The following is a 13,561-nucleotide window of genomic DNA, read 5'->3' as shown; positions in this document are numbered from 1 at the left end:
GCATGAGGTCGTGGTGGCGGAGTGCCGGGCGAGGTGGGTCCGGCGTATCTAGACTTGTCCGGAAACGCCCGAAACTGCTGGGAGAACCCACATGCCAGGCGCGATCCACGCCGAAGGTCTGGTGAAGACCTTCGGCGACGTACGAGCTCTGGACGGCGTGGACCTCGACGTGCCCGAGGGCACCGTTCTGGGCCTCCTCGGTCCGAACGGCGCGGGGAAGACCACCGCCGTCCGCGTGCTCACCACCCTGCTTCGACCCGACAGCGGCCGCGCCACGGTCGCGGGGATCGACGTGCTCCGGCACCCCGACGAGGTGCGCCGCTCCATCGGCCTGTCCGGCCAGTTCGCCGCCGTCGACGAGTATCTGACCGGCCGCGAGAACCTGCAGATGGTCGGGCAGCTCTATCAGATGAACGCGCGCGGCGCGAAGGCCCGCGCGGCCGAGCTCCTGGAGCGGTTCAACCTGGCGGACGCCGCCGACCGCCAGGCCAAGACCTACTCGGGCGGCATGCGCCGCCGGCTCGACCTCGCCGCGGCCCTCGTGGTCTCGCCGCCGGTCATGTTCATGGACGAGCCCACCACCGGCCTGGACCCCCGCAACCGCCAGGCGCTGTGGGAGGTCATCCAGGAACTCGTCGCCGCCGGCACGACCCTGCTCCTCACCACGCAGTACCTGGAGGAGGCCGACCACCTGGCCCACGACATCTGCGTCGTCGACCACGGCAGGGTCATCGCCCGCGGCACCTCCGACCAGCTCAAGGCGCAGACCGGCGGCGAGCGGGTCGAAGTCGTCGTCCACGAACGCGAGATGATCCCGCCGGCCCGCGAGGTCCTGCACCGCTACGGGATGCCCGGCGTCGGCGAGGGCGACATCAGCGTCGAGGACCACACCCGCAAGCTGACCGTCCCGGTCACCGGCGGCGCCAAGCTCCTCGCCGAGGTCATCCGCGACCTGGACGCCGTCGGCGTCGAGATCGACGACATCGGACTGCGCCGCCCCACCCTCGACGACGTCTTCCTCTCCCTCACCGGCCACACGGCCGAGCGCGCGGAGGACGAGAACGGCGAGGGCACGCGGGACCCGCGCGGCAGGAGCACGAAGGCGGAGCAGCCGGAGAGGGCCCAGGATCCGGCACGGGCGGAGCGGGAGCAGGCACAGGCCCGGGAGCGGGAGCAGGCCGAGGAGGCGGCGAAATGACCACACTGACCGACGCCGTCCCCCGGCCCCGCAAGCGCGGCGCCATCGCCCAGTCGATCGGCGACTCGCTGGTCGTCACCAAGCGCAACCTCATCCGGATGAGCCGCATCCCGGAGATGGTCATCTTCGGACTCATCCAGCCGGTGATGTTCGTGATCCTCTTCACGTACGTCTTCGGCGGCTCCATGCAGATCGGCAACTCCACCGACCCGGACGTCTACAAGAACTTCCTGATGGCCGGCATCTTCGCCCAGACGGTCACCTTCGCCACGGCCGGCGCGGGCGCGGGCATCGCCGACGACATGCACAAGGGCCTCATCGACCGCTTCCGGTCCCTCCCGATGGCCCGCGGCGCGGTCCTGACCGGACGCACCCTGGCCGACCTCGTGCAGACGGCGCTGACGCTCACCGTCCTGGCGCTCGTCGCGCTGCTCGTCGGCTGGCGCCCCGGTTACGCGGCGCCGACCAACTTCGCGAAGATCATGGCCGGCTTCGGCCTGCTGCTCCTCCTCGGATACGCCTTCACCTGGATCGGCGCCCTCATCGGCCTCTCCGTGCGGACACCGGAGGCGGCCACCTCGGGCGGACTGATCTGGCTGTTCCCGGTCACGTTCATCTCGAACGCCTTCGTGGACTCCGGCAACCTGCCCGGCTGGCTCCAGCCCATCGCCGAGTGGAACCCGTTCAGCGCGACCGTGCAGGCCTGCCGCAAACTCTTCGGCGACCCCGGCCTGTCCCCGTCCGACGCCTGGCCGATGAAGTACCCGGTCTGGGCGTCACTGATCTACTCGATCCTGATCGTCGTCATCTTCCGGACGCTGTCGGTGCGGAAGTACCGGTCGGCGACGGCCTGAGCCCGAGCGGACCGGATCAGGGGGCGTAACCGGAGGCGACGAGGCCGTCGGAGAGGGCGACGAAGAGCGCTCCTCCGGCGGCCAGGACGCTCGACGCGCCGCTGGAGGCCGGGAGTTGCTCCTGCGGCTCGGTGAACTGGGTCACCGCGTAGTCGGGCCAGTCGGTCGGCGGCTTCTCCAAGGGCAGCGCCGCGAACTGGGTGCCGCTCACCGAGAGCAGCCGGTCCCCCGCGAAGAAGACGCGCTCGCCCCGGTCGAAGGCGGGCCGCCGCCACCGCTCGGCCCCCGTCCCCAGCTCGTAGACGTACAGCTCCTTGCCGTCGGTCAGGGCCACGAGCCCCTTCGCGCTCACCGCCGGGGCCGAGACCGTCCGCACCCCCTCGCCGAGGGTCCGCGTCCGCTCCAGCGTCCGCGCGTCGAGCACCGTCACCCCGGCACCCGAGCCCTCGCACAGGACGCCGTCCCGATGCGCGGTGACCGCGTAGCAGCCGTAGGCGTCCGAGCCGCGCGCGGTCTCCTTGCCGTCGCCGGCGTCCAGCGCGAGCACCCGGCCGTTGCCCGGCACGTAGACGGAGCCGCCCGACGCCACGGGGTACTCCGGCGTCACGTCGAGACGTCGCCGCCACAGCTCCTTGCCCCCGTCGCCCGGCTTCACGGCCGTGACGAGGCCCGCGCTCTCGTCGGTCACGCCGAGGTACGAGGTGTAGAGCACCCCGTCGTGCAGGTCGGTGCCCTTCACCGCCCAGCCGCCCTCCGGCAGCCCGCGCTTCCACCGCTCGGCCCCGTCCTTCAGGCCGTACGCGGTGACCCCGTCCCCGCCGGTGACGGCCACCAGGTCGCCGACGACCGCCGGGTACTGCGGGGCGGGGCGCGGCGCCGCGCCCCGCCCCGGCTTCGACCAGAGCACCGTGCCGTCGGCCGCGGCCAGCGCCGACACCGCGCCGCCCGGGCCCGAGCAGACCAGCACCTCGGGAGAGAGCGCGCAGGCCCCCGCCTCCACGCCGAGCCGCCGCGTCCACGGGGACCAGCCCGCGGGCCGTGAGGAGCGCCCGGTGCCGACCGTCCCGTAGTCGCCGCCGTGGCCCTCCCCGCCGTACGGCAGGACGACCTGGCTCAGCGTGCGCGGGGCCGCGGGACCGGACGTGCCCGCCGACGGCGAGGTGCTCCCGGAGGGCCCCTGGCCGACCGAGCCGCCCTGCTCGCCGTCCCTGTCGAGGAACACGATCCCCGCCGCCCCCACCAGGGCCACCGCCGCCACGGCCGCCGCGATCCGCCCCCACGGCCGCCGCCGCTCACCGGGTCCCGCCGCCTCGGCCGGCGGCCGGTACCCCACCGCCGTGGGGGAGTACGGCACGACCGGCGCGAGCGTCGGCAGATCCGACACGCCCACGCCCGACGCGGCCTCCTCCCCGACCCGCCGCGCGGCCTCCCCGTACTCGGCGAGCAGCGACAGCACCCCGCCCGGCCACGGGAACGCCTCCGGCACCTCCGCGCCGCCCAGCAGCCCCACCAGCTCCGCGGCCGACGGCCGCTCCGCCGGATCGAGCCGCAGGCACCGCTCCACGACCGGCCGCAACTCCGCCGGGACGCCGTCCAGTTCGGCCTCGGCCCGGCTGATGCGGTAGATCACCGCCGCCATCTCGTCGTCGTGGAACGGCCCCCGCCCGCTCGCCGCGAACGCGAGCACCGCGCCCAGACAGAACACGTCCGATGCCGGCACCACCGCCCGGCTGCCGATCAGGTGCTCCGGCGCCATGAACCCGGGCGAGCCGACCACCAGACCCGTCGAGGTCAGCGCCGTCGCCTCGAAGGCCTGCGCGATGCCGAAGTCGATCAGCTTCGGCCCGCCCGCGCCGAGCAGCACGTTCGCCGGCTTCAGGTCCCGGTGCAGCACCTCCGCGCCGTGCACCGCGGCCAACGCCCGCGCCAGCGCGGCCCCGAGCGCCCGCACCGCCGCCACGGGCAGCGCCCCGGACCGTACGACCGCCTCCGCGAGCGAGGGGCCGGGCACGTACTCGGTCGCCAGCCACGGCGCCGCCGCGTCGGCGTCCGCGTCCACGAGCCGCGCCGCGTACGGGCTGTCGACCGCCCGCGCCGCCGTGATCTCGCGCCGGAACCGGGTCCGGAAGTCCCCGTCGACCTCCAGGTCCTCCCGCACGGTCTTCACCGCGACCATCCGGTACGGATCGGCCGTCGGCCGGTCCGCCCGGCAGGCCAGATGGACCTCGCCCATGCCGCCCGCTCCGAGCCGGGCGAGCAGCCGGTAGGGACCGACGAGCCGCGGGGGCCCGGCGGGGAGTGCTTCCAGCACGGGAACGCGCCTTTCTAGCGGGGGAGTTCGACGGAGGCGACGACACCCTGGTCGTACACGAGGTAGGCGATGCCGCCGACGGGGAGCGCCTCGGGGGCGCGCAGCATCCGGTCGTAGGTGGTGCCCCAGTTCGGGTCGTACGGGTCCCCCTGGGCGCGCGGCCCCGGCGCCCCCGGCACCGGCGTGACCTTCAGCCCCGCGGGCTTCCCGTCCGCGCCGAGCCGCACGGTGTACAGCGAGGCGTAGTCGGCGTACACGAGCTGGTCGCCCGCGAGCAGCGGCGCCGACCAGGCCTGGGAGAGCCCGGCGGGCGCGGCCTTCGCCGCGTACGTGCCGAGCTGCCTGCCGTCGCGCGGGTCGAAGACCGTCAGCCCGCCCTTCTCGCCGTCGAGCCGAGCCGCCGTCCGCTCGGTGACGACCGCCGGGCTCCCGCCCGGGTCGGGCACCGGGAGGGACTTCAGCGAGGCGAGGGTCGCCGAGTCGAGCAGGTGGGCGCGGAGCGGGGTGCCGGAGCTGTGGGAGACGTCGACGCAGTAGGCGTACGCGCCGAACACCTTGATCTCCTCGCAGGTGCGCGCGTCGTCGTCGACCTGTCCGCGCACCGCGCCGGTCTTCGCGTCGTACGCGATGATCCCGCCGTCGCTGAGCGCGTACACGAGCCCCTTGGCGTAGGCGACGGGCTCGAAGTCCTTGTAGTCGGAGCGGGCGAGGTCGGCGTTGGTGAGCGCCTTGTTCCACAGCTTGCGGCCGTCGGCCAGGGAGTAGGCGAACATGCTGACGTGGTCGATGGCGTTCTCCTGGCCCTTCTCGGTCGGCGCCGCGACGAAGAGCATGCCGTCGGCGACGACCGGGCGGCTGCCCTCGCCCTGCTGGGCCCAGGCGTCCTTCTCCCACTTCACCGCGCCCGTGCGCGCGTCCCGGACCTGGACCCGCTCGCCGTACGCGAGCACGACGAAGCCGTCGTGGACGAGGGGCCGGGCCGCCTCCTGGGCGATGAAGATGCCGCCCGTGGGGCCCACGTAGCTCATCTGCGGGGCGTCCTTGACGTTCGGCTTCGCCTCCCACAGCTTCGTTCCGTTCGCCGGGTCCAGCGCCTCGAAGCGCCCGTCCGTCGTCCGGCACACCAGCACCCGCTCGTTCGCCGAACAGCCGAACGCGGGTGCCGGCAGCTTCGCCCGCCACGGCTTCCAGCCCGCCGGGCGCTGGGCGGCGTTCTGCGGGACGACGCCGGAGGCGTCGGCGAGGCCGCGGTCGTCGACGCCGGGGACGCGGGGGCCGGCGGGCGGGGCGGCGGTCACCGGTTTCTTCGGGGTGGCCGGCTCCGGCCACAGCAGGTACGCGCCGAGGCCGCCGCCCAGGAGGGCGAGGGTCACCGCGGCGGCGACCAGGCCCCCGCGCCGGCGCTTCCGGACGGGCGGCGGGGGAACGGCCGGCGCGATCGTCGGCGCGAAGTGCAGGCCCGGAGGGCCGGAGGTCACCACCGGCGCCGGGGGCGGGACCTCCAGGAGCGGGCCGCCCGCCGCCACCAGTTGGGCGAGCTCCCGGCCGTACTCGCCGATGTGCTCCCGGACCGGCTCCGGCCAGGCGGGGAGGCGCCCGTCGGTGCCGCCCAGGAGATCGACCAGGGTCTCCGGCGCCGGGCGGGCCTCCGGGTCGGGCGACAGGCACGCGGAGATCACCGGCAGGAGGTCCTCCGGGACCCGGGCCAGGTCCGCCTCCGCCTGCGAGACGCGGTAGAGGACGGCCGCCACCGGGCCGTCGCCGAACGGGTCCTCGCCGGTCGCCGCGTAACAGAGGAGGGAGCCCAGACAGAAGACGTCCGACGCGCCCGTCACCTTCCGCGCCCCGGCCACGTGCTCGGGCGACATGAAGGAAGGGGTGCCGACCATGAGGCCGGTCGCCGTCATGGTCGTGGCGCCGGTCGCCCGCGCGATGCCGAAGTCGATCAGGCGCGGCCCGTCGGCGGCGAGCATGACGTTGCCGGGCTTGAGGTCGCGGTGCAGGACGCCGGTCGCGTGCAGGTCCGCGAGGGCGCGGGCGATCCGCGCCCCGAGCGCCCGGACGGCCGGGACCGGCAGCGGGCCCGAGCGGCGCACGGCCTGGGAGAGGCTGGGGCCGGGCACGTACGCGGTGGCCAGCCACGGCGGCTCGGCGTCGGCGTCCCCGCCGACGGGCGCGGCGGCGTACGCGCTGTCGACCAGGCCGGCGACCCGGATCTCGCGGCGGAAGCGGTCGCGGAAGGCGGGGTCGCCCGCCACGTCACGCCGTACGGTCTTGACGGCGAAGAACTCGCCGGAGGCGTCGCGGCGGGCCAGGTACACCTCGCCCATGCCACCGGCCCCGAGCCGGGCCAGGACCTCGTAGGGTCCGATCCGTCGCGGCGCTCCCTCGCGCAGTGGTCCCAGCATCTGCCCGTCCCCCTTCACCGGCCGATGCGGATGATCATTGCATGGGCATGCCGAAGGGCCGGACCCCTTCGCGGGATCCGGCCCTTCTCCTCGGATCAGGAAGACCCGGGTGGAAGACGGCTCAGCCGGTGTACGGCTTCGCGCTGAGGATCTTCACCATGGCCATCTTGCCGTTGGGCAGCTCGTACTCGGCGTCGTCGCCGGCCTTCTTGCCGTTGACCCCGACGCCCAGCGGAGACTGCGGCGAGTAGGTCTCGATGTCGCCGCTCGCGTACTCACGGGAGGCGAGCAGGAAGGTCATCGTGTCGTCCTCGTCGCCGTCGAAGGCGATCGTCACGACCATGCCCGGCTCGACGACGCCGTCGTCCGCCGGCGCCTCGCCGACCTTGGCGTTCTGCAGGAGCTGGGTGAGCTGGCGGACCCGGAGCTCCTGCTTGCCCTGCTCCTCCTTGGCCGCGTGGTACCCGCCGTTCTCCCGCAGGTCGCCCTCCTCGCGCGCCGCGGCGATCTTGGCGGCGATCTCGGTACGCGCGGGACCAGACAGGTACTCAAGCTCGTCCTTGAGCTTGTTGTACGCCTCCTGGGTGAGCCAGGTGACGTTGTCGCTGGTCTGGGTCACAGGTGCTCCTCGTAGGTACTGGGGATACAAAGCATCGCCCTGCGCGAAAAGCTGCCTCTTCAGCATGCGCCTTTCGAGCGGGCGAAACCACGAGCCTAACAATGAGTGGCGAAAAGCGGGAGGACATAAACCACGGGATTCGCGTCACCCCAGGTCACCGGGGTGACCCGCCGGAGCTCGTCCCCGGCTCCCTACCCACCGCTACCGGGCCGTACACCCGATCAGTTCGGCGCTCGTGGCCTTCGCGGTGGTGCGGATGGAGTAGACCCGGTCGAGGCGGACGCCCGGCTCGTCGATCCGGACGTCCTTGCGGCCCACCTCGGCCCCGTCCTCGGAGCGCGAGCGCAGCGTGCAGACGCCCTTGGCGTCGGCGTCCTTGCGGATCTCCAGATGGACCTGGACCTCGCTGTCGCTCACCACGTCGAACTTGATCATCTCGGCGCTGATCTTGTTGTCGACGACGTAGTACCAGCCGAACCAGCCCATCAGGGCGAGGAGGACCACGCCGAGCACGGCGCCGACGATCTTCAGCGTGCGATCGGCGCGCTCGTCCGCGGAGCGCCCGTAGCGCCCCTCGGGCAGGCCCTCGCGCACCGCGCTCATGATCGTTCCTCTCGCCGCAGGGGTGCCGGAATTTTCCCACCCCCGATTCCGTCACTATAGAGACCTCCCTAGGCGACGAATCACTGAGGATGAGTCTTGACTGAGCAGCTGCGACTGATGGCCGTTCACGCCCACCCCGACGACGAGTCGAGCAAGGGCGCGGCGACGATGGCCAAGTATGTGTCCGAGGGGGTGGAGGTCCTGGTCGTGACCTGCACGGGCGGCGAACGCGGCTCCATCCTCAACCCGAAGCTCCAGGGCGACCCCTACATCGAGGCGAACATCCACGAGGTGCGCCGCAAGGAGATGGACGAGGCCCGCGAGATCCTCGGTGTCCGGCAGGAGTGGCTGGGCTTCGTCGACTCCGGCCTGCCCGAGGGCGACCCGCTGCCCCCGCTCCCCGAGGGCTGCTTCGCCCTGGAGGACGTGGACACCGCCGCCGGCGAGCTGGTCCGCAAGATCCGCGCGTTCCGTCCCCAGGTCATCACGACCTACGACGAGAACGGCGGCTATCCGCACCCGGACCACATCATGACCCACAAGATCACGATGGTGGCCTTCGACGGGGCGACCGACACCGAGAAGTACCCGGAGGCCGAGTTCGGCCCGGCCTTCCAGCCGCAGAAGCTCTACTACAACCAGGGCTTCAACCGCCCCCGCACCGAGGCCCTGCACCAGGCCCTCCTCGACCGGGGCCTGGAGTCCCCGTACGCGGACTGGCTGAAGCGCTGGGACGAGTTCGAGCGCAAGGAGCGCACGCTCACGACCTTCGTGCCCTGCTCGGAGTTCTTCGAGATCCGCGACAAGGCGCTGATCGCCCACCGCACCCAGATCGACCCCGACGGCGGCTGGTTCCGGGTGCCCATGGAGATCCAGAAGGAGGTCTGGCCGACCGAGGAGTACGAGCTCAGCAAGTCCCTCGTCGCCAGCAGCCTCCCCGAGAGCGACCTCTTCGCGGGCATCCGGGACAATGCCTAGCATGAGCGCACACCTCGCACTGACCCAGCTCGCCCCTCTCGCCGCCAAGGAGCTGGACGAGAACAAGGTGACGCCCGGCGTCCTCGGGTTCGTCGTCTTCGCCGTCCTGGCGCTGGCCGTCTGGGGCCTGATGAAGTCGATGAACCGCCACATGCACAAGATCGACTTCGCCGAGGCCCCGGACCCCGCCACCGCCGGCGCGGCCCCGGAGGCCCCGCAGAAGTAGCGGCACCCGCGCCCACGGGCCCCGGGACGACCCGGGGCCCGTACGCGCGCCGTGCCGGAGCGGGTCCGGGCCGCCTCTTCGCGTGCCCGGGGGCCGCGGGTCTGACGCCCGCCTTTCGCGTGTCCGGGGGCCGCACGCTCGCGGGTCCGACGCCGGCCTTTCGCGTGTCCGGGGTCCCCGGCTCTCGCGTGTCCGGCGCCCGCCCTTCGTGTGTCCGGGGCCGCGTTCTCGCGGGTCCGACGCCCGCCTTTCGCGTGTCCGGGGTCCCCGGCTTTCGCGTGCCCGGGGCGCCCGCCCTCCGCGCGCGGCACCCGCGCCTCGCGACCCGGCGCCCGCGGCGTGGTCCTACGCCACCTCCACCGGCACGCCCAGCACCTCCCGGGCCTGCCGTCCCGGCACCATGCCCAGGGACCAGGCCTGCCAGTCGGCGTCCGGAGAGGCGCCGTGGTCCAGGACCAGGGCGTACGCCTCCGCGCAGTCCTCCAGACGGGGGTCACGGGCCGGGTGGCGGGACTCGGCCAGGGCCGCGAGCTCCTCGTGGGCGGCGACCGGGTCCGGCAGCAGCGTGCAGCGCAGGAAGCGGGCCCAGTCGGCACCCCGGCGGTCGCCGTACGCGCCGAAGAGCCGGTCCGCCTCCGCGCACAGCTCCCGGGCCTGGCCGGTGCGCCCGTTGCCGGCGTCGACGATCGCCAGCTCCAGGCAGGTCCAGGCCTCGCCGTGGGCCACCCCGATGCGGTGGAAGTCGGCCCGGGCGTCCATCAGGAGCTGGCGGGCGAAGCCGGAGTTGCGCAGGTTGCCGGTCCGGGCGGCCCGCTGGTCGCGGGTCACCCGGCCCGCGTGATGGCGGGCGCATGCCAAGCCGTAGACGTCACGCATCCGCGAGAACATGCTCCGGGCCCGCTCCAGCTCCCGGACCGCCTGGTCCCGGTCGCCCCGCTCCTCCAGGGCGTGCCCCAGGTAGTACAGCGTCCACGCCTCGCCCCGCGCGTCCTCCTGCTCCCGGTGCCGGGACAGCGCCTGCCGCAGTCCGTCCACCGCCGCCTCCGCGTCCCCGTCCACCAGCCGGGCCCGGGCCAGCTGGGTCAGCGCCCACGCCTCGCCCCGGCCGTCGTGCGTGCGCCCGTACAGGTCGAGCGCCCGCCGCAGGCCCTCCTCGGCCCGTGCCACCTCGCCGGTCCGGAGCCACACCTGGCCCCGCTGGAAGTGCGCCCAGGCCTCCCCGTGCAGCGACTCGTGCTCCCGGTGCAGCGCGAGCGCCCGGTCGAGCAGCGCCAGGGCCTCCGCCAGACGCGAGCGGTCCCGCTCCACGGCCGCCAGGGCGTGCAGGGTCCAGCCACGGTCGGCCGCCAGCGACTCCGGCTCCTGGAGCGCCAGCGCCTCCCGCAGCCGCGCCGCCGCCTCCGTGAGATGGCCCTGGTGGTGCAGGGTGATCCCCAGCGAGCAGAGCGCGAGGGCCGCGCCCGCGTCCTGGTGGGCCTCCTGGTAGAGCGAGACCACCGAGGTCAGCGTCGTCCGCGCCTTGTCCAGCTCGCCCAGCTGCCGGGCCGCGATACCCGTCCGCCACTGCACGGACCGGGACAGCAGCCCCTGCCCCACCTGGTCCGTCAGCTCGTCGATCTCGCCCAGCCGGTACAGGTCGCCGCGCAGCAGGCAGTAGTCGCACAGCGCGCCGAGCAGATCGAGCACCGTCTGCTGGTCCACGCCCTCCGCGTGCCGCAGCGCCGCCGTGATGAAGCTCGACTCCTCGTCGAGCCAGCGCAGCGCCGCCTCCAGCGAACCGAAACCGTGCCCGTCGAAGCGGGCGGCGCGGTTGACGCGGGTCGACATCTTCCCGTCGACCATCCGGATCACCGCGTCCGCCAGCTCGGCGTAGTTCCGGATCAGACGCTCCTGCGCCGCCGCGACCTCCGCCGCGTCCTCCTCCTCGGCCAGCCGCGCCGCGGCGAAGCCCCGCACCGCGTCGTGCAGCCGATACCGCTTCCCCCGGACGTGGTCGAGCAGCCCCGCCCGCGCCAGCTCCTCGAGGAGCCGCGCCCCTTCCGCGCCCGTGCCGCCCAGCAGCGCCGCCGCCGCGGCCGCGCCCAGCGAGGCCCGGCCGGCGAGCGAGAGCCGGCGCAGCAGCCGCCGCCCGTCCTCGTCGAGCACCTGCGCGTAGCCCACCGCGAGCGCCCGCTCCACCGGATCCGTCTCCCCGGCCGCGTCCAGGAAGGCGCCGACCTCCGCCACGGTGCGCCCGCCCAGCAGCGCGCCCGCCGCCCGCAGCGCCAGCGGCAGACCCCCGCACAGCTCGCGCACCCGGTCGAGGCCGGCCGCGCCGGACAGCTCCTCGACGCCCTCCGCCGCCCCGAGCAGCTCCGCCGCGCCCGTCGCGTCCAGCGCCGTCACCGGCAGCACGTGCACCGCGGCCGGCACGTCCGCGCCCAGGTCGAGCGGCTCCCGGCAGGTCACCAGGACCAGGCTGTCCGAACGCTCCGGCAGCAGCGTCCGCACCTGCTCGGCGTCCACCGCGTCGTCCAGGATCAGCGTCACCGCGAGCCCCGTCAGATGCCGGTGGTACAGCTCGGCGAGGCGGCGCACCTGCTGCTCCGCCGACGTCCGCTCCCGGAACAGCAACTGGTCGCGCGGCGCGCCCAGCCGGTTCAGCAGGTGCAGCAGCGCCTCCCGCGTCGCCAGCGGCTTCTCGCTCGCTCCGCCCCGCAGGTCCACCACGCACGCCCCGCGGAACTGGTCCCGGAGCGCGTGCGCCGCCCGCACCGCCAGCGCCGTACGGCCCGAGCCGGCCGCCCCGGACAGCATGACCACCGTCGGCCGGGTCGTCGTCGCAGCCCGGCCCGCCTGGACCCACCGGGTGATCCGCGCCAGCTCCGCCCGCCGCCCCGCGAAGGGGCCGTCCGGCTCCGGCAGATGACCGAAGGACTGCTCCAGCACCGCACGCCGCCGGGCCGCCGCACTGCGGTCCGTCCCCCGCAGCCGGTCCACCACCTTCTGCGGCGACTGCCCCGCCGCGCCGAGCAGCACCCGCTGCTGCTCCAGGAACGGGCGCACCCCCCGCACCTCCAGAGCGGTCAGCCAGCCCAGCCGCAGCTGCTCGACCCCGCCGGGCCGGCCGGCCGCGCCGGCCCTGCGGTGCGCGGCCGTCCGGCGCCCGGCCCCGGCCTTCAGCGCGGCCGCCGCCGCGCCGGCCACCGCGACCACCGCGCCCGCGCCGAACGCCGTGCCCGTCGCCGTACCCAGGACCAGGTCCCCGCCGACCGCCGCGGCGGCCGCGACGGCCGTCACCACGGCGGGCGTCGTCAGATCGGCCGGCGCGGCCGGCCCGGCCTCCGCCGCCTCCACGGCCCGCAGATAGGCCGCGTACTCCTCGGCCGCCGGTTCCGCGATCGCGTCGAGCGCGGCCCGGCCGCGCGACAGGAGCACCGCCGCGTCCACGCGGCCCCCCGAGCGCCCTGCCTCTTCCTCGACGGCCCGTGCCAACAGCCGCTCGGCCTCGGCCCGGTGGCTGTCCCGCATCCGCGTTCCCCCTCCGCTCGCCGGCCGCTCCCGGGTCGCGCCCGTGGCGCGCTCCGGCTCGCTCCCGGCTCGAACAGTCCGGCCCCCAGTGTGCTGCGGGACGCGCGCCGAGGCGAGGGATCGGCGCCACGGGCCAGTGATCCCAAGGGATCCCGCCCCGGCGGGCAACGGGCCGAACGACTGCCCGTCGACCTCCCGTCCGATGGCGTTCATGTGCCGAATACCGCGTCCGGGTGATGCCCCGGAACCAATCCTTCGCCGGGCAGTTGATCAGGGCGCTTCGGTCAACGGAGCAGTTCCGGGCCATCGAGCTCAAGAAGGAAGACTCGTGATCAAGAAGGTTCTTGCTACCGCTGCTGTTGCGGCCACCGTCGCCGGCATGTCCGCGACCACGGCGATGGCGGCCGGTAACGACGGCGGCAGCGCCAACATCATCGGCAACCAGTCGAAGCAGTCCATCGGCAGCAACTCCACCGGTGGCTACATGAGCCCGAACTTCGGTCTCGTCAACGGTGGCGTCCTGCACTGCTTCGACGTCCAGAAGGTCGAGGCCCAGGTTCCGATCGGCGCCCTCATCGGTGTCCCGATCGCCGTCCAGGACGTCCTCGGCAACCCGATGGCGAACCAGACCTGCACCCAGAACTCCGTGCAGCAGAAGGGCGACGACGCGCTGTCGCACATCCTGGGCGAGGTCCTCTCCCAGAACGGCAACGCGGGCGGCTGATCTCCGCGGCCCATCGGGCGGCCCCGTTCCTCGCAGAGCCAGTGCGAGGAACGGGGCCTTCCCCGTATCCGTGCCCCGCCGGCGCCCGGTCCACCCGCGGCGTACGGGCGGTGTTTCCGCCGGACGCGGG

The 13,561-nt window shown here is 74.1% G+C and carries 10 protein-coding genes; 5 read left to right on the top strand and 5 right to left on the bottom strand.

Going from position 1 to position 13,561, the window contains the following annotated elements:
• Nucleotides 1-91 precede the first annotated feature (91 nt).
• Nucleotides 92-1,198 carry an ATP-binding cassette domain-containing protein gene (locus ACIGXE_RS19765; protein WP_399749030.1) on the top strand — a complete coding sequence of 369 codons (1,107 nt, stop codon included), beginning with the start codon at nucleotides 92-94 and terminating at the stop codon, nucleotides 1,196-1,198.
• On the top strand, nucleotides 1,195-2,052 hold the full coding sequence (locus ACIGXE_RS19760) for an ABC transporter permease (RefSeq protein WP_399749029.1): 858 nt from the start codon (nucleotides 1,195-1,197) through the stop codon (nucleotides 2,050-2,052). The genes ACIGXE_RS19765 and ACIGXE_RS19760 overlap by 4 nt, the downstream gene beginning before the upstream one ends.
• 16 nt (nucleotides 2,053-2,068) lie before the next feature.
• Here ACIGXE_RS19760 and ACIGXE_RS19755 read toward each other — a convergent pair whose 3' ends face one another.
• The 4 genes from ACIGXE_RS19755 to ACIGXE_RS19740 form a co-directional block, all read right to left on the bottom strand.
• On the bottom strand, nucleotides 2,069-4,363 hold the full coding sequence (locus tag ACIGXE_RS19755) for a protein kinase (protein ID WP_399749028.1): 2,295 nt from the start codon (nucleotides 4,361-4,363) through the stop codon (nucleotides 2,069-2,071).
• 14 nt (nucleotides 4,364-4,377) lie between these two features.
• Nucleotides 4,378-6,771, bottom strand: a complete 2,394-nt coding sequence (locus ACIGXE_RS19750) for a PQQ-binding-like beta-propeller repeat protein (protein ID WP_399749027.1) — start codon at nucleotides 6,769-6,771, stop codon at nucleotides 4,378-4,380.
• A gap of 121 nt (nucleotides 6,772-6,892) precedes the next feature.
• Complete coding sequence (gene greA / locus ACIGXE_RS19745; RefSeq protein WP_365347918.1) at nucleotides 6,893-7,390, bottom strand: transcription elongation factor GreA; 498 nt, start codon at nucleotides 7,388-7,390, stop codon at nucleotides 6,893-6,895.
• A 201-nt stretch (nucleotides 7,391-7,591) separates the two neighbouring features.
• A complete protein-coding gene (locus ACIGXE_RS19740; RefSeq protein WP_399749026.1) occupies nucleotides 7,592-7,993 on the bottom strand; it encodes a DUF4307 domain-containing protein in 402 nt (133 codons plus the stop codon).
• 96 nt (nucleotides 7,994-8,089) lie between these two features.
• Here ACIGXE_RS19740 and mca point away from each other — a divergent pair, with 96 nt between their 5' ends.
• Entirely contained in the window at nucleotides 8,090-8,971 is an 882-nt protein-coding gene (gene mca, locus ACIGXE_RS19735) for a mycothiol conjugate amidase Mca (RefSeq protein WP_399749025.1), read from the top strand.
• On the top strand, nucleotides 8,964-9,197 hold the full coding sequence (locus ACIGXE_RS19730; RefSeq protein ID WP_399749024.1) for a hypothetical protein: 234 nt from the start codon (nucleotides 8,964-8,966) through the stop codon (nucleotides 9,195-9,197). The genes mca and ACIGXE_RS19730 overlap by 8 nt, the downstream gene beginning before the upstream one ends.
• A gap of 345 nt (nucleotides 9,198-9,542) precedes the next feature.
• Here ACIGXE_RS19730 and ACIGXE_RS19725 read toward each other — a convergent pair whose 3' ends face one another.
• Nucleotides 9,543-12,707: a tetratricopeptide repeat protein gene (locus ACIGXE_RS19725; RefSeq protein ID WP_399749023.1), complete on the bottom strand. Its 3,165-nt coding sequence runs from the start codon at nucleotides 12,705-12,707 to the stop codon at nucleotides 9,543-9,545.
• A gap of 328 nt (nucleotides 12,708-13,035) precedes the next feature.
• On the opposite strand from ACIGXE_RS19725, the gene ACIGXE_RS19720 reads away from it, so the two are divergent.
• Complete coding sequence (locus tag ACIGXE_RS19720) at nucleotides 13,036-13,431, top strand: rodlin (protein ID WP_399749021.1); 396 nt, start codon at nucleotides 13,036-13,038, stop codon at nucleotides 13,429-13,431.
• Nucleotides 13,432-13,561: the final 130 nt, after the last annotated feature.

The sequence above is a fragment of the Streptomyces sp. NPDC053431 genome (assembly GCF_044544925.1).
In the GTDB taxonomy this organism is placed as follows: domain Bacteria; phylum Actinomycetota; class Actinomycetes; order Streptomycetales; family Streptomycetaceae; genus Streptomyces.
Note: the sequence above shows the minus strand (reverse complement) of the source record. Positions and strands in the feature narration are given on the sequence as shown.

Bases quoted from the DNA above. Each gene is read 5' to 3' on its own strand.
- ACIGXE_RS19765 (WP_399749030.1), top strand. From the start codon at position 92: ATGCCAGGCGCGATCCACGCCGAAGGTCTGGTGAAGACCTTCGGCGAC.
- ACIGXE_RS19760 (WP_399749029.1), top strand. From the start codon at position 1,195: ATGACCACACTGACCGACGCCGTCCCCCGGCCCCGCAAGCGCGGCGCC.
- ACIGXE_RS19750 (WP_399749027.1), bottom strand. From the start codon at position 6,771: ATGCTGGGACCACTGCGCGAGGGAGCGCCGCGACGGATCGGACCCTAC.
- ACIGXE_RS19740 (WP_399749026.1), bottom strand. From the start codon at position 7,993: ATGAGCGCGGTGCGCGAGGGCCTGCCCGAGGGGCGCTACGGGCGCTCC.
- ACIGXE_RS19730 (WP_399749024.1), top strand. From the start codon at position 8,964: ATGCCTAGCATGAGCGCACACCTCGCACTGACCCAGCTCGCCCCTCTC.
- ACIGXE_RS19725 (WP_399749023.1), bottom strand. From the start codon at position 12,707: ATGCGGGACAGCCACCGGGCCGAGGCCGAGCGGCTGTTGGCACGGGCC.